Source organism: Streptomyces sp. SLBN-118 (assembly GCF_006715635.1).
Lineage (GTDB): Bacteria > Actinomycetota > Actinomycetes > Streptomycetales > Streptomycetaceae > Streptomyces.
The window spans coordinates 142259-163007 of the sequence record NZ_VFNP01000002.1 but is presented as its reverse complement, the minus strand read 5'-3'; the positions used below and the strand labels follow the sequence as shown (position 1 = coordinate 163007).

At 67.5% G+C, this 20749-nt stretch carries 23 protein-coding genes; 15 read left to right on the top strand and 8 right to left on the bottom strand.

The window, feature by feature from the left end; translation table 11 throughout:
* Positions 1-2 precede the first annotated feature (2 nt).
* The 6 genes from FBY35_RS19185 (at position 3) to FBY35_RS19160 (ending at position 6531) form a co-directional block, all read left to right on the top strand.
* A complete protein-coding gene (locus FBY35_RS19185) occupies positions 3-926 on the top strand; it encodes a Gfo/Idh/MocA family protein (RefSeq protein ID WP_260848727.1) in 924 nt (307 codons plus the stop codon).
* On the top strand, positions 923-1900 hold the full coding sequence (locus tag FBY35_RS19180; RefSeq protein WP_160159291.1) for a Gfo/Idh/MocA family protein: 978 nt from the start codon (positions 923-925) through the stop codon (positions 1898-1900). Before FBY35_RS19185 ends, FBY35_RS19180 begins: the two co-directional genes overlap by 4 nt.
* Entirely contained in the window at positions 1897-2928 is a 1032-nt protein-coding gene (locus tag FBY35_RS19175) for an ABC transporter permease (protein WP_142215259.1), read from the top strand. Before FBY35_RS19180 ends, FBY35_RS19175 begins: the two co-directional genes overlap by 4 nt.
* Before the next feature lie 109 nt (positions 2929-3037).
* Positions 3038-4036 (top strand): sugar ABC transporter substrate-binding protein, encoded by a 999-nt coding sequence (locus FBY35_RS19170; protein WP_142215258.1) that lies wholly within the window; start codon positions 3038-3040, stop codon positions 4034-4036.
* A 144-nt stretch (positions 4037-4180) separates the two neighbouring features.
* Positions 4181-5707, top strand: coding sequence for a sugar ABC transporter ATP-binding protein (locus FBY35_RS19165; RefSeq protein ID WP_142215257.1), 1527 nt, complete (start codon positions 4181-4183; stop codon positions 5705-5707).
* Positions 5708-5748: 41 nt separating this feature from the next.
* Positions 5749-6531, top strand: coding sequence for a hypothetical protein (locus tag FBY35_RS19160; RefSeq protein WP_142215256.1), 783 nt, complete (start codon positions 5749-5751; stop codon positions 6529-6531).
* Positions 6532-6575: 44 nt separating this feature from the next.
* Here FBY35_RS19160 and FBY35_RS19155 read toward each other — a convergent pair whose 3' ends face one another.
* The 6 genes from FBY35_RS19155 to FBY35_RS19135 all read right to left on the bottom strand — a co-directional run bounded on the left by FBY35_RS19155 (position 6576) and on the right by FBY35_RS19135 (position 10662).
* The gene (locus FBY35_RS19155) at positions 6576-7595 is read right to left on the bottom strand and encodes a Gfo/Idh/MocA family protein (RefSeq protein ID WP_142215255.1); all 1020 of its coding nucleotides are present in this window, start codon (positions 7593-7595) and stop codon (positions 6576-6578) included.
* Complete coding sequence (locus FBY35_RS19150) at positions 7592-8632, bottom strand: Gfo/Idh/MocA family protein (protein ID WP_142215254.1); 1041 nt, start codon at positions 8630-8632, stop codon at positions 7592-7594. Before FBY35_RS19150 ends, FBY35_RS19155 begins: the two co-directional genes overlap by 4 nt.
* Complete coding sequence (locus tag FBY35_RS19145; RefSeq protein ID WP_142215253.1) at positions 8629-9312, bottom strand: HAD family phosphatase; 684 nt, start codon at positions 9310-9312, stop codon at positions 8629-8631. The genes FBY35_RS19150 and FBY35_RS19145 overlap by 4 nt, the downstream gene beginning before the upstream one ends.
* Before the next feature lie 56 nt (positions 9313-9368).
* On the bottom strand, positions 9369-9494 hold the full coding sequence (locus FBY35_RS37270; protein WP_260848989.1) for a hypothetical protein: 126 nt from the start codon (positions 9492-9494) through the stop codon (positions 9369-9371).
* Positions 9491-9721, bottom strand: a complete 231-nt coding sequence (locus tag FBY35_RS37265) for a PTS transporter subunit EIIB (protein WP_399208453.1) — start codon at positions 9719-9721, stop codon at positions 9491-9493. Before FBY35_RS37265 ends, FBY35_RS37270 begins: the two co-directional genes overlap by 4 nt.
* A gap of 215 nt (positions 9722-9936) precedes the next feature.
* Positions 9937-10662 carry a GntR family transcriptional regulator gene (locus FBY35_RS19135; protein ID WP_222123149.1) on the bottom strand — a complete coding sequence of 242 codons (726 nt, stop codon included), beginning with the start codon at positions 10660-10662 and terminating at the stop codon, positions 9937-9939.
* A gap of 341 nt (positions 10663-11003) precedes the next feature.
* Between FBY35_RS19135 and FBY35_RS19130 the strand changes: the two genes are divergently transcribed.
* The 7 genes from FBY35_RS19130 (at position 11004) to FBY35_RS19100 (ending at position 16473) form a co-directional block, all read left to right on the top strand.
* Positions 11004-12239: a PTS transporter subunit EIIC gene (locus FBY35_RS19130; protein ID WP_142215252.1), complete on the top strand. Its 1236-nt coding sequence runs from the start codon at positions 11004-11006 to the stop codon at positions 12237-12239.
* 39 nt (positions 12240-12278) lie between these two features.
* On the top strand, positions 12279-12545 hold the full coding sequence (locus tag FBY35_RS19125) for an HPr family phosphocarrier protein (protein ID WP_142215251.1): 267 nt from the start codon (positions 12279-12281) through the stop codon (positions 12543-12545).
* Entirely contained in the window at positions 12542-12874 is a 333-nt protein-coding gene (locus FBY35_RS19120; protein ID WP_142215250.1) for a hypothetical protein, read from the top strand. Before FBY35_RS19125 ends, FBY35_RS19120 begins: the two co-directional genes overlap by 4 nt.
* 1 nt (position 12875) lies before the next feature.
* Positions 12876-13655, top strand: a complete 780-nt coding sequence (nagB, locus tag FBY35_RS19115; RefSeq protein WP_142215249.1) for a glucosamine-6-phosphate deaminase — start codon at positions 12876-12878, stop codon at positions 13653-13655.
* A complete protein-coding gene (locus tag FBY35_RS19110) occupies positions 13655-14611 on the top strand; it encodes an ROK family protein (protein ID WP_142215248.1) in 957 nt (318 codons plus the stop codon). The genes nagB and FBY35_RS19110 overlap by 1 nt, the downstream gene beginning before the upstream one ends.
* 191 nt (positions 14612-14802) lie before the next feature.
* Entirely contained in the window at positions 14803-15675 is an 873-nt protein-coding gene (locus tag FBY35_RS19105; protein WP_142215247.1) for a hypothetical protein, read from the top strand.
* A gap of 204 nt (positions 15676-15879) precedes the next feature.
* Positions 15880-16473: an ATP-binding protein gene (locus FBY35_RS19100; RefSeq protein WP_142215246.1), complete on the top strand. Its 594-nt coding sequence runs from the start codon at positions 15880-15882 to the stop codon at positions 16471-16473.
* A 295-nt stretch (positions 16474-16768) separates the two neighbouring features.
* Here FBY35_RS19100 and FBY35_RS19095 read toward each other — a convergent pair whose 3' ends face one another.
* Positions 16769-17218: an HD domain-containing protein gene (locus FBY35_RS19095; protein ID WP_142215245.1), complete on the bottom strand. Its 450-nt coding sequence runs from the start codon at positions 17216-17218 to the stop codon at positions 16769-16771.
* Positions 17219-17567: 349 nt separating this feature from the next.
* On the opposite strand from FBY35_RS19095, the gene FBY35_RS19090 reads away from it, so the two are divergent.
* A complete protein-coding gene (locus tag FBY35_RS19090) occupies positions 17568-17945 on the top strand; it encodes a hypothetical protein (RefSeq protein ID WP_142215244.1) in 378 nt (125 codons plus the stop codon).
* Between the two features lie 650 nt (positions 17946-18595).
* Here FBY35_RS19090 and FBY35_RS19085 read toward each other — a convergent pair.
* The gene (locus FBY35_RS19085; RefSeq protein ID WP_142215243.1) at positions 18596-19822 is read right to left on the bottom strand and encodes a cytochrome P450; all 1227 of its coding nucleotides are present in this window, start codon (positions 19820-19822) and stop codon (positions 18596-18598) included.
* Between the two features lie 187 nt (positions 19823-20009).
* Here FBY35_RS19085 and FBY35_RS19080 point away from each other — a divergent pair, with 187 nt between their 5' ends.
* Positions 20010-20573, top strand: coding sequence for a hypothetical protein (locus FBY35_RS19080; protein WP_186357015.1), 564 nt, complete (start codon positions 20010-20012; stop codon positions 20571-20573).
* Positions 20574-20749 lie beyond the last annotated feature (176 nt).

Genomic DNA, 20749 nt, shown 5'->3' with positions numbered 1-20749 from the left:
CGGTGAACCTTGCGTCGGTGCCGGGCTGCCGGTTGGCGACTGTCACTTCGGAGCAGGTCTCGCCCGCCGCCCTGGAAGCTGTCCGCTCCACAGGTGCCGACACGGCGGGCGTCGATGAAGTCCTCGCCCCGGAGCGTGTCGACGCGGTCATCATCGCGACGCCGACGGACACGCACGCCTACTATGCGCTCCGTGCGATCGACGCCGGACTGCCGGTGTTCTTGGAGAAGCCGCTCGCGAGGACGCCTGCCGAGGCGCGCCTGGTCCGCGACCGTGCCGCCGCCCAGGGTGTGAAGCTGGCCGTAGGGCACGTCGTGCGGTACTTCCCCGAGTACGCCGCGGCTCGCGACCTGGTCCGGTATGGCGAGCTGGGCACCCCGTCCGTGGCCCGCCTGGCCCGCTGGAACACAGTTCCGGCAGGTGTCGGCGAGTGGTACGGCGACGTGGCCAGGAGCGGCGGTGTCCTCCTCGACATGGCGATCCACGACGTCGACTGGTGCCTGTGGACCTTCGGGCCGGCCGCGCGTGTGTACGCGGTATCAGCAGGTGGCCCGGACAGCCCCGTCATCGCTCTGACCATGCGCCATGCCGCAGGCACCATCTCGTACATCGACGCGAGCTGGCGGGAAGAATCCTTCACCACCCGCCTCGAGGTGGCCGGCACACAAGGCCTCTTCAGCGCGGACGGTTCCGGAAGCGCAGGATTTGCATCCGCACGAGGCCATGGACGGACGTATCTCCCCCCGGCGTCGGCGAGCGACGACCCCTACGTGATGGAGCTGCGGGCGGCGATCGATTGGTTCCGCGGCGGGCCGCCGCCGCTCGCCACCGTCGCCGACGCATGCGACGCCGTCGAGGTCATCGAGGCTGCCCAGCGCAGCCTCGACACCGGTCGGGCCATCGCCCTGGAAGGAGCCCTGACGTGATCACGATCGGTTTCCTCGGTTGTGCGCATGTGCATGCTGCCACCTACTGCGAAGTGCTGCGCCTTTCTCAACAGGGACGCCCCGTCGCTGTCTTCGACCACGATCGTGCCCGCGTAAACGCCTTCGCCGCCGGCCGTGATCTGGCTGTCGCGCCGACCCCTGAGGACCTGTGCGCCATGGTCGACGCGGTCATCATCACCGGCGAGCACGTGACCTACCCCGAGTACGTGGCCGTGGCTGCCGCCTCCGGTGTCCCCGTGCTTTGTGAGAAGCCTCTCGGCACGTCGGCCGAGGCCGCCAAGGCCATTCTGAATGCGGGTGCCTGGCTTTCGATGGCCTTTCCCGTCCGCTACGCCCAGTCCGTACGGCAGGCGAAGGCGGCGATCGAGAACGGATCGCTCGGAGCCCTGGTCGCCATGAGCGGAACCAATCACGCCGCTTTCCCCGGTGGGTTCTTCGGCACCCGCAGCGAATCGGGCGGCGGTGCTCTCATCGACCACGTGGTCCACGTGGCCGATGCTCTGCGCTGGCTGACCGGGTGTGAGTACCGGACCGTCTACGCGGAGGCCGGCAGATTCAGCCGGGTCGGTGACGTGGAGGACGCGGGGCAGGTCGTCGTCACGACCACCGACGGCGCCTGGGCGAGCATCGACCCGAGCTGGTCGCGTCCCGTCGGCATGCCGGGGGCCAACGACCTGGTGATGACCCTGTGGTTCGAGAACGGCCGGCTCTCGATCGACGCCTTCGCACGCCACGGCTCGTTCGTCGACGAGGACGGCACCATCGCCCACCTGCCGTATGGCCGAAGCATGGACGCAGAGCTTCTCGACGACTGGCTCACTGCGATCCGGCTCGGCTCACCACCACCCGTCCCGATGAACGACGGCTGGAAGGCCACCCAGGTCGCGCTCGCCGCCCTGACATCAGCCCAGTACGGAACAGTCGTCGACATTCAGGAGGACGGGTCGGCATGAAGAGCACGGCAAACAGAAGCGGCATCCTGAGGCGCTTCGGTCTCTGGCTGGTGTTCGCACTCGTCACCAGCGTCCTGATGGTTGTATCCCCGACGTTCCGCTCCTCGGCCAACCTGGAAAACATCCTGGAGCAGAACGCCATCATCGGCATTGTCGCCTGCGGCATGGCGGTCATGATGATCTCCGGCGGCTTTGACCTGTCCGTTGGAGCCGTCGGAGCCACCACATCGGTTGTAGGGGCAGTCGTCGCCGGCCGCGGTCACGGCGCGCTCATGACCATCGGCGCAGGCCTCGCTGCTGGCATCGCGGTCGGCGTCGCCAACGGCATCCTGATCGCCAAGGTCCGTATCAACGCCTTCGTCGCCACCTTCGCCATGGCCAGTATCGTCTCCGGCCTGCTGTTCGTCGCCACTGGCGCCGAGTCCAAGCAGGGTGTGACGCCCCTGCTGGAGAGCGCTGCCAACGCCCGGGTCGCCGGCATCCCGGTGATCTTCGCCGTGTTCGTGTGCTGCCTGCTTGCGGTGTGGTTCCTGCTGACCCGCACCAAGTACGGGCACTACATCTACAGCGTCGGCGGCAACGCCGAGGCCAGCCACCTGTCGGGTGTCCCCGTACAGCGCGTGCAGATCTTCGCCTTCGCCATGGGCGGCCTGCTGGCCGCAGGGGCAGGGCTGCTGCTCCTCGGCCAGACGCTCGTCGGGCAGCCCTCGGCCGCGGCCGACTGGCCCCTGGAGGCCATCGCCATCTGCGTGGTCGGTGGCATCGCCCTGACCGGCGGCGTCGGGCGCATCGAGGACGTCCTCGCCGCGACCCTCCTCCTCGGCGTCATTTCCAACGGCCTCAACCAGCTCGACGTCTCGCCCTACTGGAAGCCGGCCGTCACCGGACTGGTGATCCTCCTGGCCGTCGTCATCGACCGCTACAGCCGGCTCCACAACGGCGCCGGGCGCGGCAGCAGGAACCTGCCCGCCTCTACCGCGCCCGGCGCGCCCACCACCACCCCACTGACGCCATCGGCCTCGACCTGACCGCCGACTGGTACGTCCCCTGCGCGACCCACGCGCTGAGGACACGCACAAATCCGCACCCAGCCAAGTCCTCCGCGGACTTCCGCACGACACGCACCAAGGGAGCACCATGTCCGCATCCATCCCCGCCCGCCGCACATTCAGACGCGGCCTGGCCGCCGCGACCGCCGTCGTGTCGCTGACCGTGCTCACCGCTGCCTGTGGCAACAGCAGCAGCACCGCATCCAGCGGCAAGGACAAGACCTTCACCGTCGGTCTCGCCAACGCCGACACCACGATCCCCTTCCTCGCCTCCATGAACTCCGCCTTCGAGGCCGAGGCGAAGCGGCTCGGCATGAAGACCGTCACCCTCAACGGCGGCCTCGACAACGCCAAGCAGGCTGCCAACGTTCAGACCCTGGTGGCCCGCCGAGTGGACCTGATCCTGGTGTGCTCCTCCAGCCCGACCGCAGTCATCCCCGCCATCAAGCAGGCCAACCGAGCTGGCATCCCGGTGATGGCACTCAACGCCCAGCTCAGTCCCGGCGCCGACCTGGTGACGTACATCGGCGCCTCGGACTTCCAGTACGGACAGGGCGAAGGCAAGCTCATCGTCCAGGCGCTTCCCAACGGCGGGAAGATCGCGGTTCAGCTCGGACCGCTGGGCAGCACACCGCAGGTCGAGCGGCTCAAGGGCATCAAGGACGTCCTGAAGAGCCACCCTGGCATCAAGATCGTCGCCACGCCGGTCGACAACTTCAAGAACAGCGAAAACCTGTCCGTGACGCAGGACCTGCTCTCGAAGTACCCCAAGGGGAAGCTGGACGCGATCGTCGCCGAGGGCCCCGAGATGTACGTCGGCGCCCAATATGCGCGGAAGATCGGGCGCAATGAGATCCGCTTCATCGCAGGCGACTACTCCAAGCAGGTCGAGGCCGCGATCAAGTCCGGTGCCCTCTACGGCACCGTCAACCAGAGCCCTGTCCTGGAAGGCAAGCTCGGCGCCCAGTACGCCAATTACTGGCTGACCGGTCAGAAGGACAAGGTCAAGCAGCCCAACTACTACATTCCGCTGCCACTGATTACCAAGGACAATGTGGACACCAACCCCGCCGAGTGGAGCGGCTGACCTGATGGCCCTGCGCGCCTGCCATCTCGCACCGCAGGCGCGCAGGGCTGGCCTCCCTGCCCCACCGGCAGGCTCGGCCGATCTCCCACCGCGGAATCTCCGCGCGGTTCAGACACGCCAACGCATACAGAGGAATGAGTATCCATGCCCAGCGACATCAGGCTCCAGCTCTCGGGCGTAACCAAACGGTTCGGTCCTGCCATGGTGCTCGATCACGTCGACTTTCAGGTGCGCGCCGGACAGGCCCACGGACTCATCGGACAGAACGGTGCGGGAAAGTCGACCCTGGTGAAGACGTTGGCCGGACTGTACCCAGACCACGGTGGCGTGATCACCATCGATGGCAAGCGCGCGACGCTGGGCAGCCCACGCCGCTCCAGAGCGGAGGGAATCGCTGTCATCCACCAGGAGTTCAGCCTGGTGTCCGAGATGACCATCGCCGAAAACCTTCTCCTCGGACAGGAGCCCGGACGGTGGCGATACAGCCGACGGGCAGTCCACAGCCGGGCAAAGGCCCTGGTCGAGCGGGTCGGCATCGAGATCGGCGAGAGCCTCGACGCAAGCGTTGGCACACTCAGCCCGGCCGTTCGGCAACGCATCGAGATCGTGAAAGCCCTCGCGGACGATGTGAAGGTGCTCGTCATGGACGAGCCGACCGCCCGCCTGTCCGAGGCCGAACGGCAGTCCCTGTTCCGCGTCGTACGCGAACTGGCCGACCGCGGCGTGGGGCTGGTGTTCATCTCCCACTTCCTCGACGAGGTCCGCGAGGCGACCGACTGGCTCACGGTGATGCGCAACGGCAAGACCATCGCGTCGGAGCCGACCAAGTCCCTGTCGGTGGTCCAGATGGCCGAGCTGATGCTGGGGAAGAAGTTCAAACAGACCCTGGACGAGGAGGTCGCCTCCCACCACGCCGACGACGAGCAGCCCGTCGTCCTGGAAGCGGATTCGGTCAGCTGTGGACCTCGCCTTCGCGACGTCACCATCAGCCTGCGCGCAGGCGAGATCATGGGCGTGGCCGGTCTCGTAGGCTCCGGCCGGACCAGGCTCTGCAGAGTGCTCAGCGGTGCCGAAAAGCCCACCAGCGGACGCCTTCGCCTGCGTGGTAACCAGGTCACCTTCCCAACCCCGCGCCAAGCCATCGCCCACGGCGTGGCACTCATACCGGAGGACCGCAAACACCAAGGACTGAGCCTGTCCGCACCACTGACGTGGAACCTGTGCCTCATGGCCATGCACCGCCGCTTGGGCCGCTGGGGCGTCGTACCACGGGGCACGGTCCGGCGCCTGAGCACCCGCCTCGTCGAGGACCTGGAAATCTCCCCGGGCGACATCGACGCCAACGCCTCGACACTCAGCGGCGGCAACCAGCAGAAGGTCGTCCTCGGCAAGACGTTCGCCGCCGATCCCGACGTGCTCGTCATCGATCAGCCCACGGCCGGCGTCGACATCGGCACAAAGGCACAGATCCACCGTCTGCTGCGCGAGCGCGCCGACTCCGGCGCCGCCGTCCTCGTCGTCTCGGACGACTTGGAAGAGCTGTACGCGCTCGGCGACCGCTTCCACGTCCTACGGCAAGGACGAACCGAATGGCAGGGCACCTCGGCCGACGTCACCCACGCACAACTTGTTCAGCTCATCTCCTCAGGCTCGTTGCAGCAAGGCGCCTGAGTAATTCGGCCCCTCGAGTCCTCATCAGCGACGTCGCCTCCTTGCAGGCCGCCCTGTCGGCGGCCTGCAAGGAGGCGATCCGCGTCGCCCCGCGCTACCAACAGAGAAACGTCAGCGGCGGGGTGGACTTGAGTACGGTCGTGCTGAGGGCGGTCTCGGTCGCTGCTGATGGATCAGAGCGGGCCGTGTCGGGTATGGACTCTGCGCGTGCGCTTGCCGCGCACGGCGAGGGCCTGGACGGGGTCGGCAGCGATGAGCTCGTGGGAATGGCGACGTTGCTTGTGCGGATCGGCACTGACGGAACGTTGTTCGACGCGATGCGTGCCGCTACATGGACCATGGGCGGCCCAGGCAGCCTCGTCGGGTTGCTGGACGAGGCTGAGGTGGAGCCGGAGTGGGAGAGGAACCTGCGCCGGATCTCGGACACCCGGTTGCGCGGCCACCTTCGGATGCTGTCTCTGACGGAGGAGGACGCACGCTGCGACGGTGCGTACTACCTTGGCCGGCAGATCCCCTGGCGAATTCAGCCGGATCGCCGCCCTGCCCGGTCACAAGCCGATAGCCGGATGGGAATTCGGCGAGGGACAGGCATCCTCGGCAGTCTTCAGCATCAAATAGCGGGCGTCGAGCCTGCCGCTCCAACAGGTAGGTGCGAAAGGCGCGTGACCCTCGGTGATGACGTCGACCTGCCGCTCACCTTCTGGCAGCACCTCGACCGAGCAGCTCGTGAGATGCGGCTCTACAGCGATGCGCTGCACAAACCCCACGTCACGGCCGTCGACCTCTGCCGCCGCCATCTCGCAGCTGCCTCCGAGAAGCAATGACCTGCGGACCCGGTCGCGGGAACTTGAGCGGGGGAGGGCCCAGCTCAAGCCGCCGTGGCTACGGGTTGTCCGGTCCGTAGGGATTCGTAGGCGGCCAGGACGGTTCGGAGGGTGCGTAGTCCGGTCTCGCCGTCGGGGTGGGCTCTTTGGCCGGTGCGAGCGGCAGCGAGGAAGCTGTCGAGCATGGCTGCGTCGAGGTCGATGGTGCCGTGTTCCCAGCGGGAGGTGGCCTGGGTGGTGTCATAGCCATCGAGGAGCGGCGGGAAGGCATCGAATTCGGCGAGGGCGCGATCCCCTACGCAGGTGAGCGTCAGGCCTCCCCAGGTCGGGTGGGTGGACGGGTGGCTCCAGCTGCAGTCGATGGTGGCGACGAGCCCGCGGGCGTAGGTGAGGGTGAGGAGACCGGCAGATTCCACTTTTGGTTCGTCCGCTCCGCCTTGTGCCAGGAGTGTGTTGGCGACGGCGTAGACCTGTGTGGGCTGTTCGCCGTCGAGGAGGACGTCCAGAAGGTCTGCGATGTGCACGGTGTGGTCAATGACGGCGCCGCCTCCCGCGAGGGCGGGATCGGCGAACCACGGGCGATCCAGGCCAGGAGCTGAGGAGTTGTTGACGCCGTGGACGCTGAGGAGGGATCCGAGCCAGCCTTCGGCGAGGGTGCGGCGCAGTGCGGCGAATGCCGGGTGGAAGCGAACGGGATATGCGGTCATGAGGCTGACCCCGGCCTGCTCACAGGCATTGATCATGGCGCGTGCGTCATCTTCGGTGGTGGCTATAGGTTTCTCGCACAGGACGTGTGCGCCCGCGGCGGCGCCTTGTTCGACCAGCTGCCGGTGCCGTGTGTTCTCGCTGGTGACGATGACGGCTCGGGGGCGCTCTGCGAAGGCTTCCTCGTAGCCGGCCCTGTAGGTGACGCCGAGCTCGTCGGCCAGGGCCTTTCCGCGCGTCGGGTCGCCGGGCGGGGCATCGGGGTCGGTGGTGATGAGCTCGACGTCGCTGCGATCGCGCAGTAGCTGTATGTACCTTGTGGCGTGAACATGGGCGAAGGACAGGACGGCGATCTTCATCGGTGCCTTCTTTCCATGAGCTGCTGCGGAGACGTGTCTTCGACCGCAACGGCCCGGCCGGTCGCCGCGGACTGGCGCGCGGCAGCGGCGATACGAACGGCTGCCACACCATCCAATGCGCTGACACGGGGGGCGGGGCCGCCCTGGAACGCGGCTGCGAACTCGCGGATCTGAGTGGCGAACGGGTCCTCACCGAAGTCGGCGCTGGGAACGCCGTCGGCTTCGGCGCCGGCTTTGCCGATCAGGCGCAGCGACGGGTGGGCGAGCGAGTGGTGGGTGAGGGTGCCGTTGGAGCCGGCGACATGGAAGGTGTAGCGGAACGGCGTGTCCGGTGGTGCCCAGACGCCCAGGACCTGCGAGATGACGCCGCCAGCGTGGGTGAGGGTTGCGCTGCCGGTGGCCACGGCCCCCTCGGGTGCGGGTGCGGGTGCGGGTGCGGGTGCGGTGAGGTGGCCGTGCTGGGTGGCGTGGACGGTGACGACTTCCCCGAACAGCCACCTGGCGATGTCCATGTCGTGGAGCATCTGGTCGGTCACGATGCCGCCGGAGAGCGCGGTGTCCGCGAACCAGGAACTCCATGACGGATAGCGGCCGGTGCGGGTGAAGCGGGCCACCGCAACGCGGCCGAGCGCACCGGAGTTGATGGCCTCGTGGAGCCGGACGTAGGCGGGGAAAAACCGTACGACGTGTGCGGGGTAGAGCTGACGACCTGCTTCCTCTGCGGCGTTCGTCATCTCCAGAGCATCCGCCGGGGTGAGCGAGATCGGTTTCTCGCACAGTACGTCCGCCTCCGCCTCAAAGGCGGCCAGAGCAATGTCACGATGGGTGGGAGTGGGGGTGCAGATGTCAACGACCGTGGCCCACTCCAGCGCCTCTTCGAGGGTGGAGGTCTCGGTGATTGCGAACTCTTCGGCGAGGCGGGCGGCTTGGCCGTCGGATGAATAGACGCGCACTCGTGCCCCGAGGGCGATCCAGGCCGGCAAGTGGGTCCGCGCAATGAATCCGGCACCGATCACGGCCACGTCGAGTCTCTTCATCCGTCAACCTCCTGGTCGTCGCGTCCCCGGGCCGCCGTTTTTGCGCTGATGGAGCTGCGTATGTTCTGTAGGCGTCGGGAGGTGAGATCGGGAACTGTCCAGCGTGCTCCGGCGCGGGTGAGATCGGCTGCGGCGGTGGTCGTCGTGACACCGACGATGTCTCGCACACCGGCCGCGACGAGCGCCCGGATTCCCGAGGGCGAATCCTCGAAGGCGACGCACTGTTCAGGCCGTGCCCGCAGGGCCGCGCAGGCTTTCAAGTAGCCCTCGGGTGACGGCTTGCCGCAGGTGATTTCCTCGGAGGTGATGACCACGTCGACCAGGTCGCGCACGTCGAGGACGTCGTTGAGGAGGTGCTGGGCCCAAGCGGCTCCGGCGCTGGTGACGACGGATAGGGGGTACTTCACGCGTAGCTGTCGGATGAGAGCGGCGGCGCCGGGTACGACCCTCACGCTGTCGGCATGTTCCAGTGTGAAGGCAGTCATGGTGGCGAGAGCGGCGGCCGCGTCTGTCCCCGACCAGGGTCCCGGCACGCCCATGATGACGTCGCTGGGGCGCCGTCCCATGTAGTGCTGCTCGTAGTCGGCGTCGGTGACGGCCACGCCCCACGTATCGAAGAACGCTTGCCAGGCACGCCGGTGCACGTCCTCGCTGATCACCAGGGTGCCGTCCAGGTCCATGAGGACTGCCTCGCACGCTGGGCCGGACCTCTGTGTGTGGCGGATGTCGGCGGCGGTCACGACGCGGCCGAGCTGAACATGAGTGCTCCGGCCTGGATCAGGCCGGTTTCAGGCGGCCGTTGCGCGGATCCGGGCTGGGAGTCGAGCACGACGGACATGAGGGCGTAGACGGCGAGGCTCACAGCATCTCCTTGATGTCCTCGGCCAGGCACTCCGCTTCGGGGCGACGACGACCTGCACGATGCAGGCCGCGACGAGGACCCTGTGAGCTCCGGCCTTCTTGAGGGCCTCGACGTCGACGGGCGTCCGCGTCGTTCACTTCGGTGCGGAGCCTGGAGATGCAGGCCTCGATGTCGGCGACATTGTCGACCCCGCCGAGCTCTTCGACGATCAGCCGCGTTTTGGACATCAGTCCCCTCCCAATAGATCACGTGTGGCTGCGACGTTTCCACCGCGCCTCATCCTTACTGGTAGTAACCAGTAATAACTAGACAGTACCTCTCTGTGTGTCCTGGCGCAATGCCGGGAGGCCGAGCGAGAATAGATCATGCTCATGCCAAATCATGAGATGGTGAGGGCGTGGTCTGGTCTGCTTGCCTCAGGCGGTTTTCGGAGGCTGCTGAGTCACCGGTCGGTGAGCGTCATGTGTAGCTGGTACCGGTCGGCGCGGAACCATGAGTACGCGTGCTCAATGGGCTGGCCGCCGCTGTAGGCGATCCGGTCGAAGGTCATGACGGAAGCGTCTTTGTGAATGCCCAGCAGTGCGGCTGTCTCTGAAGAGGCCGGCCCGGCCCCGACCGTCTGCTCCGCGCGGTCGATGGGATATCCGAAGCGTGTGGCCAGCGTTTCGTAGATCGAGATCGTGAAGTCCACGCGGTCCAGATCCGGCAAGAGATCGGCGCTGTACCACGCATCGTCGATGGAGATGGGCGTTCCGTCGGCCAGCCGGAGGCGGCGGACGTGCCATGCCTTCTGCTTCTCGCTCATCTGCAGTGCCGTGGTGGAGGCGGGGGAGGGGGTGTCCTGGCCGATGGACAGGACGACAGTGCCCGGCTCCAGGCCGAGGCGGCGCATGTCCTCGTGGAACGAGGCCAGGCGGAGTTCCGAACGGTACGCCCGCTCGGCCACGAAGGTCCCGCGCCCGTGGACGCGGACGGCCAGGCCCTCGGCCACGAGCTGTCCGAGCGCTTCGCGCACCGTCACGCGGCTGACCCCGTGGTCGAGGCACAGTTGGCGCTCGCTGGGCAGTGCGTCGCCGGGTGACAGCTGATTGGTGCACATGTCGACCAGGATCGCGCGGAGCTGTGCGTGCTTGGGCAACATGCCCTTGGCGACAATCTGCTGAGCCACTGCGACCCCACTCTCGGTCCGGGAGAGGCGCGATGGCCTCCCCTACTGGTTATTACCAGTATGCATCACGCATCTACCTTACCGTTCGCCCCTCGGCGTGGTCCTGTCGTGCTCTCCGACTGGAGGCGCCGGCGGCCCCACGGATAGTGCCGTTCTTTTCTCCGATGTCGGACCGCCGTAAGCATTGACACTCGCGCAACGGCGAGGCCATGCTGTTCCGCAACTGGTCATGACCAGGTATTACCGGTCCTGTTCATTGATTGTTTCAGTCGTCCTGGGCTGGGTTCCCGCCCTGGTTCCTTTTGCGCTCCCGCCCCTCCTGCACACCCTTTGAGGTCGTCATGAGCACCAGTACATCCCCATCCGCCGGCCGCCGCCCGGGCCTGGCGGGCCTGCAGAAGCTCGGCCGCAGCCTGATGCTGCCGATCGCCACGCTCCCCGCCGCAGGTCTCCTGCTGCGGCTGGGGCAGGACGATGTTCTGGGCAGGTTCTCCGGGTTCGAGGACACCGCACACGTCATTTCGGCCGCCGGCGGAGCTCTGTTCACGCACCTGCCGCTGATCTTTGCTGTCGGTATCGCCATCGGGTTCGCGAAGAAGGCGGACGGTTCCACCGCTCTCGCCGCTGTGGTCGGGTACCTCGTCCTGGACGGTGTCTTCACGGCTATGTCGCCCATCGTCCTCAGAGGCCAAACGGACCTTGGTGGGGAGCAGGCGGTGGTCAATTTCGGGGTCCTGGGCGGCATCGTCATCGGGCTGCTGGCCGCGATGCTGTGGCAGCGCTTCTACCGCACCACGCTCCCGCCCTATCTGGGATTCTTCAGTGGCCGGCGACTGGTCCCCATCCTCACGGCGGTGGCCGCTGTCGTTCTCGGGGTCCTGATGAGCCTCATCTACCCCCTGTTCAACAACGGCCTCACCTCGATCGGTGAGGCCGTCGACGCGAACAGCGTCATCGGCGGCGGAATCTACGGAACCGCGAACAAGCTGCTGATCCCGCTCGGCCTGCACCACATTCTCAACTCCGTGGTGTGGTTCATCCTCGGCGGCTACCACGGCGCCCACGGCGACCTGAACCGGTTCTTCGCAGGTGACCCCGGGGCAGGCATCTTCATGACCGGCTTCTTTCCCATCATGATGTTCGCTCTTCCGGCCGCAGCCGCGGCCATCTGGCGCGAAGCGCGCCCCGAGCACCGCAAGGCTGTCGGCGGCATCATGCTCTCGGCCGGGCTCACCAGCTTTCTCACCGGCATCACCGAGCCGATCGAGTTCTCCTTCCTCTTCGTCGCCTGGCCGCTGTACCTCGTACACGCCGTGCTGACCGGCACTTCCCTGGCCCTGGTCAACGCCCTCGGCATCCACCACGGATTCACCTTCTCCTCCGGCCTCATCGACTACGTCCTCAACTGGGGCAAGGCCACCCATCCCCTGCTGCTGATCCCCATCGGCCTGGGCTACGCGGCCCTCTACTACGTGGTGTTCCGGTTCGTCATCCGGCGCTGGAACCTGCGCACGCCCGGCCGTGAGGAGGAGAACCCGGACGAAGTCCAAGAACGCCATCCGCACCCCGCGGTCTAGCAGCCGCGTCCCTGAATGAACCGTCGAAAGGAACCGCCCATGGCGCAGCGCGTCGTCTCCGTCGGCTCAGGCAGTGGCCTGTACGCCCGGCCCGCCGCCACCCTCGTCCAGGCCGCCGTCCAGGCACCGGTCCCGGTGACCATTGCCGTCGACGGCAAGGCCCCGGTCCCCGCCGGCCACCTGCTCGGCCTCATGGCGCTCGGCGTCGGCTACGGCGACCAGGTCACCCTGACCCCAGAGGGTGACCGGGCGGAGGACGTCCTGGACGAGCGGGCAACTCTGCCGGGCAAGGAGCTCGACTCGTGAGCGCCTCCTCCTCCACCACCATGACCGGCTACGGCGTCAGCCTGGGGGCGGCATGCGCACCACTGCCCCGCATGTTGCCACCGGTCATCACTCACCCCGGCGAAGGCCCAGGCGACGATCCCGGGCATGAAACACCTCGCGTGCGGCAGGCTCCGGCCACTCCGGCCGTCGCCCCGGTCCATGACGCACTCGCACAACTCACCTTGCAGCAGTGCGAGGACCCGGCCGCGAACGCGCTCTGCGCCAGCAAACCGGAGGCGGCGCGTGCCACGGCGCAGCGGATCGGTGACGCGTGCCTCGACGCAGCGGGCGAACGGCGGGAGGCCTGACATGGAGGTGGTGATCCGACCCGACGCCGACGACGCCGGCCGTACCGTAGCCGGCATCATCCAGCACGCGATCGTCGATGGTGCGAAGACTCTGGGGCTGGCCACGGGCTCCTCGCCCCTGGGCGTCTACCGGGACCTGGCCCGCCGCCACCGGCAGGAGGGCCTCACTCTCGCCGGTGTCGACGCTTTTTTGCTCGACGAGTACGTCGGCCTCCCGATCTTCCATCCGCAGTCCTACGCCAAAGTGATACGACGCGAACTGGTCGACCACGTCGACCTCGACCCCACGCGGGTACACGCCCCCCAGGGCACGGCATCGGACCCGCAGCAAGAGGCCCGCCGTTTCGAGCGCTCGCTCACGGCCGCGGGGCCGCTCGGCGTGCAGATCCTCGGGATCGGCGTCAACGGCCACATCGGCTTCAACGAGCCCGGCTCCTCCCTCGCCTCATGCACCCGGATCAAGACCCTCACCGACGAGACCCGCCGCGACAACGCACGCTTCTTCGGCGGGATCGACGAGGTGCCCCGGCATGTCATCACGCAGGGCCTGGCCACCATCGGCCGGGCATCCCACTTGGTGCTGATCGCTACCGGTCCGCACAAGGCTCACGCGGTCGCCGCCGCCGTCGAAGGACCCGTCAGCGCGATGTGCCCGGCTTCGATTCTCCAATTGCACCCGCATGCCACGGTCGTGGTCGACGAGCTAGCCGCTTCCCGACTGGAACAGCAGCCCTACTACCGTCACATAGCCCAGCACAAGCCCCCCGGGCAGGGGTACTGATGAGACGTCCCGCCCATGTTGTCGCCGTCGACCTCGGCGGTACCACGATCAAAGCCGCCCGGTTCAACGCGCAGGGAGTCGCGGAAGAGACCCTGCGGCTGGCCACCCCATTCTCCGAAGGGCCCGAAGCGGTTGTCGCCGCTGTCGTACGGGCCGCCACTACCCTCGTCCGGCTGGGTACTGCGGCTGTCGGCCTGTGTGCCCCGGGACTGATCGACGACGCCGCCGGTGTCGTTCGGTACGCCTCGAATCTCGGACTGCGCGACACACCTCTCACCGCGGCCGTGGCAGACAGGCTCCGCCTCCCAGTCACGCTCGAGCACGACGTCCGGGCAGCGTGCCTGGCCGAGCAGCGGCTCGGACTCGGCACCGGCATACAGGACCTGCTCGTGGTCGTGCTCGGCACCGGCGTGGCCGCGGGGATCGTCAGCAGTGGTCGGCTCCTGCGAGGTGACAAGGGCTTCGCCGGCGAGTTCGGCCACATCCCCGTCCATGCCGACGGTGAGCTCTGCGCGTGTGGCCAGCACGGGTGTCTGGAAGCCTACGTGTCCGCCAGTGCGCTGGTCCGCCGCTACCGCCGCGCCGGAGGCATCGCGGAGAACGCCGCCGACGTCACCGCACGACTGAAGACCGACCCGGATGCCGCCCGGCTGTGGGCCGAGGGAACCGACGCCCTCGGAAGGGCGCTCGTCGCCACGACGGTCCTGCTGGACCCGCAGCGCATCGTCCTGGCCGGCGGCATGGCCGCTGCCGGAAACGCGCTCACCGACCCCGTCCGACATGCCCTGCAGGACGGACTCACCTGGCGTGCCGCCCCCGAGGTCAACATTTCACCCCTGGGCGCCGATGCCGGACTCCTCGGAGCGGCCTTGCGGGCCACAGACGCCGCAGGACTCCCGCACTCCTACAACAGACGCGTCGAAACCGCCGCGCCGGGACAGCGCGCACCGAGGTAATCGCCCCCTGTCCGGCAGCGACGACGTCGCGCAGCCGACACGTCGACCGCGGATGGAAGGAGCAGGTCACCGTGTGGCCCCGAAAACGAAGTCAGCGGCCTCCAAGTCGGCTGCAGCCTGAGCTCGATGACCGGCCGCTCGTCCGCGCCCTGATACAGCTGGAAGCGCAGATCGCGGCCCAGGGCAACAACTTGGCTGAGTGCAACGACCGTGGCGCTCTCACCTATCCGATAGAACAGGCTCTGCGCGATCCGGGAGAGGACTGGGACCGGCGGATCCACCGGCTGCTCGTCTTCAGCACTCTTCCCGATGCGCATGTCCTGGCCGGCCAATGGCGCGCCTGGAATCCCGCCAGCGCCGACGCCATGCTTCTTCAGGCCTTTGCCGACATCGCCCTGACCCGGGCAGGCGGCGCCATCAGCGATCTGGGCGCAACGATCTCCCTCTGCCGGGAAGCGGCTGAGCTGGCGCCGGCGGACCCAGCCCCATGGGTCGCGCTGCTGAGCTGCTGCCGACTGCTGCGGGCACCGTGGGCTCAAGTACACCCCATATGGACGGCCGTGAAGACGCGTGATCCGTGGAATCGCGAGGCTCACTGGCAGATGCTGCACTACGTCTCCCCGGAGGAATGCGGGTCCAACCTCCTGACCGTCCAGTTCACCGACTCAGTCGTTGGTCCCGGGCTGGAGGGTTCCCCCGTAGCGGCCCTGAGCCTCGCCGCCAGCCTCTACCGGTACCGAAGGGCCTTGGCAGCCGGAGGAATCACGGCGCTGACCGCACGCCGGCACTGGGACCAGGCCCACGAACGCCCCCTCGTCGACGACGCCCTTGCGACCTGGACACAGCCTGGCTTCCTCAGGCACGCGGCAGTACTCACCGACTTGAACCTCCTCGCCTACGTGCTGACGAAAGCCGTACGCATGCAGGACGCGTGTTCGGTCTTCGAGGCCACCGCGGCGGTCGCCACCTCCTGGCCCTGGGAACTGGACGGCGACCCGCTGGAACAGGTCCGGGAGTCGCACCGACGGGCATTTCGAGCCCGGAGTCAGCGGGCACCACGGTGACCCTGTGTGGTCGCGGAGCGCTGTGTGTGTCTGTCGAGCGTGACGGCAATGATGTTTGCCCTCTCGCGGAAGTCCGCTCAGGCCGCCTCCACCCACCGGTGGGTCGAGGCGACTGGATCGGCGTCGATAGAACCGTTCCACCACCGAATTCGCGGGTTCTTGCTGCATCTTTTGCGATATCGAAATTGACAACCTCACCATCCGGTGCGCAAACTGGTCGTATCTGGTAATTACCACTTCTGGGCTACGCTCGGCGGATGCGACGACCGCTCGTCGCATCCGCAGAAACCCGAGGTTGTCATGACTGCTCAAGCACCCCCTGAAACGGCTGGCTCGGTCGAACTGCTCGCACCGAACACCAATTCCAGGGTCAGGGTCGATCAGCTCCAGTGCGAAAGCCAGGGGCCCGCCCCGGACGGCGCACGTGACCGATGCCTCGCCGTGGTGAGCGCCGATGCCAGAGACGTCAGCCGGATACGGCGCCTTGCGAAGGAATTCCTTACGGGCCTCAAAGTGTCGCCTGCGGCGCTTGACGATGCCCTGCTCATCATCTCCGAACTCGTCACCAACGCAGTACTCCACGCCCTGCCGCCGGCCGCTCTGCGAGTGCGCTGCATCCAGCAACATGGCCTGCGGATTGAAGTCACCGACGGTGGTCCGCGCCCCAACCCACCTCCGAAAACTGGCCAGCATGAGGAACACGGCCGCGGCATGCTCATCGTTGCCGCGATGGCGGTTCGGTATGGCACGATCAACTATGCGGGCGGGTCCACCTGCTGGGCGGAGCTGAACCCCTGACGACCGGCCGGCTCCGGGAGACAGAAAAGGTTCTTCCTGGCCGGTATGAGGGGCTGCAGCCGTGGAACGGCTACGCAGTTCACGGACTCCGTGCCCGGGGGGACTCCCGCGTCGAACGTTCACTGTTGGCGCCGCTGATGGTTGCTCAGGGCGACACCCTTGTGATCTCGAAGCTATGCCGCGGGGCCGCCGGGATGGCGCCCGTGGCGCCGAGCGGCCGGGGGTCAGGGCCGCCGTCACACGAGTCGGCGTGTGGTTGCAGGAACCATGTGTCTCACCGTCTACCGAGAGATCATCACGGCTCCTGCAGGCCGAGCAGCCGCCGCATCCTCGCGTACTTCTCGACGAGCTGGGTCCGGGTAGGTTCGTCGAGCAGGGCGAGCCGGTCCGCGTTGGCGTTGTGGGCGAGGTCGGCCTCCTTGATGAGGCGGGCGCCCGGCGTGGCGAGGATCCGCTGCGTGTACGACTCGTCGTCCTCGCCTGGGCGCTTGGTCATAGCGTCGACCAGGTCCTTCACGTCCTGCGGAAGTTCGGCTGACTCGAGCCACTCGCGGGAGAGCACCTCGTCCTCGATCGTGTCGTGCAGCCAGGCGGCGGCAACCTGTTCGTCGGAGCCGCCCCGCTCCCTCACCCCCTCAACCACCGCCTGCACATGCTCCAGGTAGGGCCGTCCCGCCTTGTCCCTCTGGCGTGCGTGGCCTTCGCGGGCGATCGCCTCGACCTGGTCGAGCGTGAGGTCCGGCACAGGTACAACTCTACGGGCGGCGCCGTGCCTTCGCCGCCCGGCAAGGCTGCTTGCGGCCGGCAGCTGAAGGCAGTTCCGACCGGCGCTCGGCACGCACCATTGAAGAAGGTCCCGGCCCGTGTGAGTACTTTTCGCAGTCCAGAGCAACCCCCTGGTTGTCCGGACACGGTCATTGCCGAACCTGCGGGTTTTGATGCGGGCTGGGCTCTCATTTATCGCCGTGTGCATCGACTGTCTGTGGACGGCTACCCGGCCCGCCGGCCCTGACCCATCGATGCACCATCCGAGTGGGTTGAGCAAAGCCGGGCAGACGGTCTTATACCGGAACAAACAGGAAGAGGAGAGCCTCATGTCGAAGAAGCATCCGCCACACGGCGAGGGGCCCAGCCGATACAACGGACGTGACCAGCACGGATGGTCCGAAGACCTCGATGACGCGAACCAGGACAACCCCAGCGGTCACCGGTCCTTCCATCCGGATGACCATGCGCCTGGGCCCAAGAGGTCCGGCCGGCCTTCTGAGCGGGACAAGGAGGCATCACTGTCCGGGACCCCGGTCGAAAGCGAGACCCGCAGCGGCGAGGACCGCGCCGGGAAGTCCCAGGAGAAGGGAATGGAAGGAAAGGGCCGCCGCGGCCGCTCCCAGCGCCCCAGCGGTTCCAAGGGCTCGTCGGCCTTCACCGGCGTTGACCCACAGGATCCGCCCACCGGCCATTCCGGACGGTGAGAGCAGCCGACAACGTCAAGATGTCGAGGCGGCCAGCTATGCCAGTTCGCGTGGCGGGTGCGTCTCCGGCCATCGCCGAAACGGGCGGCGGCGCCAAGGTCCGGTTACTCCATAGGGCTCGCTGTCATGTGCAAATGCTCGCCCGCGCGACGTCACCGTCTTCCGGCCGATGCTCGCCGAGCTCGACCTGGCCGACGCGCTCGCCGGACGGCTCAGGCGGGACGGTCACCGGGGCAGCGGCTGCGGTACCGCATCTCCCGGGGACTCACCCCGAAGTACTAACCGGCCGATAACGGTAGTTGTCTGAGCGCGGAGTGTAATACAGGCTCCTGATCGCCGCAGGCTCCGTGAACCACGCATGTTTGTGCGTCGTCGTGGGCTCTGCGCCTTACGGCAATTCCCTTGCGCAGGGGGGCAACACGCCTGGCGGCCTGCTCATCGCGACGTGGCATTCGGGAACTGCTGCGCCCCCCCGGCATGGATTTGGCGGTCCGCCTCGACGAACCGGCCCGACGGCCGGTCGTATGCGCTATGCCCCGCCGCCACGGTTCTCGCCGCCGTCCGGGGGCCGAGTGGCCTGCCGAAGGTCCAGGACTCCGGAGGACTCGCCGCGGACGGCGACCGGTGCCGCGACGCGACCCGCGGGACAGTCAGAAGAGGCGTACGGGCAGGGCACGGTGGCCGTTGGAGATGAAGGAGTCCACAGGCCGCAGCTCCTCCTGCGGCACGGCGAGGGCAATCCCGGGGAACCGCTCGAACAGAGCCTGGAGCGCGATGGATGCCTCCAGGCGGCCCAGGGGAGCGCCGAGGCAGAAGTGCACGCCATGGCCGAAGGCCAGATGCTCCTTGTCGGCCCGGCCGGCGTCGAAGCGGTCGGCATCCTCCCCGTACCGCTCGGGACAACGGCCGGCTGCGGCGTACGCGGTCAGGATCGCTTGCCCCCTGCGAATCACCGTCCCGTCCAGCGTGATGTCCTCAACGGCGTACCGCAGGGGCAGACTGGCGACGGGGGCGTCGTACCGCAGTGTCTCCTCGATGACGTCGTCCCACGACGCCCGGCCCGTACGTACCTGCGCGAGCTGTTCGGGGTGGGTGAGCATGGCGTGGATGGCGTTGTCGATGAGATTGACCGTGGTTTCGTGACCGGCGCTGATCATGAGCACCAGGGTGTCGAGGAGTTCCTGCTCGCTCAGCCGGGTGTTGCTTTCGTCGTCGCGTGCGGCGATCAGCTCGGTGGTCATGTCGTCGGCGGGCGCCTGTCGCTTGGCGGTGACGAGGTCGCCCAGTACGGCGTAGAGACGTGCGTAGGTGGAGGTGACCTCCTTCGGATCGGCGGACGTGTGGAAGATGCTGTCGACGAGGTGGCGCAGCTCCTCCCGGTGCTCCTCGGGGAGGCCGAAGAGCTCACTGATCACCTGGATCGGCAGGGGATAGGCGAAGTGCTCCCGCAGGTCCACCACGTCCCCCTGCTGCCCGGCCGCGGCGATACGGTCCACCAGACCTGTGGCGATCTTTTCGATGCGCGGCCGCAGCGCGGCGGTCCGACGCGCGGTGAACGCCCTGGCGACCAGCGTCCGCAGGCGCTTGTGTTCGCCGCCATACGCGGTGAACATGTTCTGCACCGCCACCCAGGTGAACAGTGGCCACTCCGGGGAGATCTCCCCGTCGATCCAGGCCGGCCAGTGCCGGCGAGGATCCTTGGAGACCCGCGGATCGGTGAGCAGTTCCTTCAACAGACGAGGACTGCTGACCGCCCACGCCTCCACACCACCGGGGAGCTCCACACGCGTCACCGCTCCCACCTCACGTATGCGGGCGGCTTCGCCATGGATGTCGCGGCCGGTCGGATCTATCACCACAGGGTGCTGGTCTGCCATTTGAGACTCCAATGGTTCGAACTCCACTACGACCCGGCCCATCACGCTACGCCGTGGTAGCAACTCGGAGCGAGAGCACCTTGCGCACGCTGCGTGCCATGGCAACTTCCCTACGCGTACAGACAAGTGACGCTTCTCGTACCCTCTTACCGTCATGGGCATCGACAGGAGAGACCGGTGAAGGCCTATGACAATCGACAGCGTCCCGCGATGGGTGCAGCTGTGCGGCCGGGAGGTCCAGGCACTGCCCGCAGGGCAGTGGTGGGACGCCGTACGCGTGCCGCTCAGCCTCGGAGTCCGTGCCCTCGAGTACCTCGGAGACGATGTGAGGGCTGTGATCAAAGACGACTACGGCAGCATGCTCTGCTGGCTGATCCGGCCAGGGAGCGCCGACCACTGGCAGTCGCCGCAGGTCCAAGTGCTCGGACAGAACTGCCATATGGCGGTTCCACCCCAGCACCGTACGTTCGGGCCGGGGCTCCACTGGCACGTTCCGCCTACGCGAGAGCAGTACTGGACGAGCACCAAGCGGTTGCACTCCGCGCTCCACACTGCGCTGGCCGCGACCACACTGCCCCGCTCGCTGGCACGCAACTGCTGCCGCTGCGAGCGCAGCACCGAGGCGCCGGTCCTCGTGCGCATCATCGAATCCCCCGTTGGTCCCGCCAGGGCGGTGTACGTCTGCCCCGACTGCGCACCCCAGTGCCCTCCAGGACCTGGCCGGCTGGAGCAGAGTCTTTCCCCCCGATGAACCGCGGCCCGGCAGAAAGCTGCGCGGCGTCCGACGAGGAGCTGCACGCGGCGCGTCACAGGCCGGCGCCGTTCCTGTTCTCCGGCCGATCCGGGGTGGACGTTCTCCGGCTGCGTCAGGACCGTAGGAACGGAGCACTTCAGGGGCCGCGCCGTGGCGCAACAGTGGCTCATCAC

Bases quoted from the DNA above. Each gene is read 5' to 3' on its own strand.
- FBY35_RS37265 (WP_399208453.1), bottom strand. From the start codon at position 9,721: ATGTCCAAAACGCGGCTGATCGTCGAAGAGCTCGGCGGGGTCGACAAT.
- FBY35_RS19125 (WP_142215251.1), top strand. From the start codon at position 12,279: ATGGCGCAGCGCGTCGTCTCCGTCGGCTCAGGCAGTGGCCTGTACGCC.
- FBY35_RS19165 (WP_142215257.1), top strand. From the start codon at position 4,181: ATGCCCAGCGACATCAGGCTCCAGCTCTCGGGCGTAACCAAACGGTTC.
- FBY35_RS19110 (WP_142215248.1), top strand. From the start codon at position 13,655: ATGAGACGTCCCGCCCATGTTGTCGCCGTCGACCTCGGCGGTACCACG.
- FBY35_RS19175 (WP_142215259.1), top strand. From the start codon at position 1,897: ATGAAGAGCACGGCAAACAGAAGCGGCATCCTGAGGCGCTTCGGTCTC.
- FBY35_RS19090 (WP_142215244.1), top strand. From the start codon at position 17,568: ATGTCGAAGAAGCATCCGCCACACGGCGAGGGGCCCAGCCGATACAAC.
- FBY35_RS19145 (WP_142215253.1), bottom strand. From the start codon at position 9,312: ATGGACCTGGACGGCACCCTGGTGATCAGCGAGGACGTGCACCGGCGT.
- FBY35_RS19150 (WP_142215254.1), bottom strand. From the start codon at position 8,632: ATGAAGAGACTCGACGTGGCCGTGATCGGTGCCGGATTCATTGCGCGG.
- FBY35_RS19155 (WP_142215255.1), bottom strand. From the start codon at position 7,595: ATGAAGATCGCCGTCCTGTCCTTCGCCCATGTTCACGCCACAAGGTAC.
- FBY35_RS19085 (WP_142215243.1), bottom strand. From the start codon at position 19,822: ATGGCAGACCAGCACCCTGTGGTGATAGATCCGACCGGCCGCGACATC.
- FBY35_RS19170 (WP_142215258.1), top strand. From the start codon at position 3,038: ATGTCCGCATCCATCCCCGCCCGCCGCACATTCAGACGCGGCCTGGCC.
- FBY35_RS19130 (WP_142215252.1), top strand. From the start codon at position 11,004: ATGAGCACCAGTACATCCCCATCCGCCGGCCGCCGCCCGGGCCTGGCG.
- nagB (WP_142215249.1), top strand. From the start codon at position 12,876: ATGGAGGTGGTGATCCGACCCGACGCCGACGACGCCGGCCGTACCGTA.
- FBY35_RS19080 (WP_186357015.1), top strand. From the start codon at position 20,010: ATGACAATCGACAGCGTCCCGCGATGGGTGCAGCTGTGCGGCCGGGAG.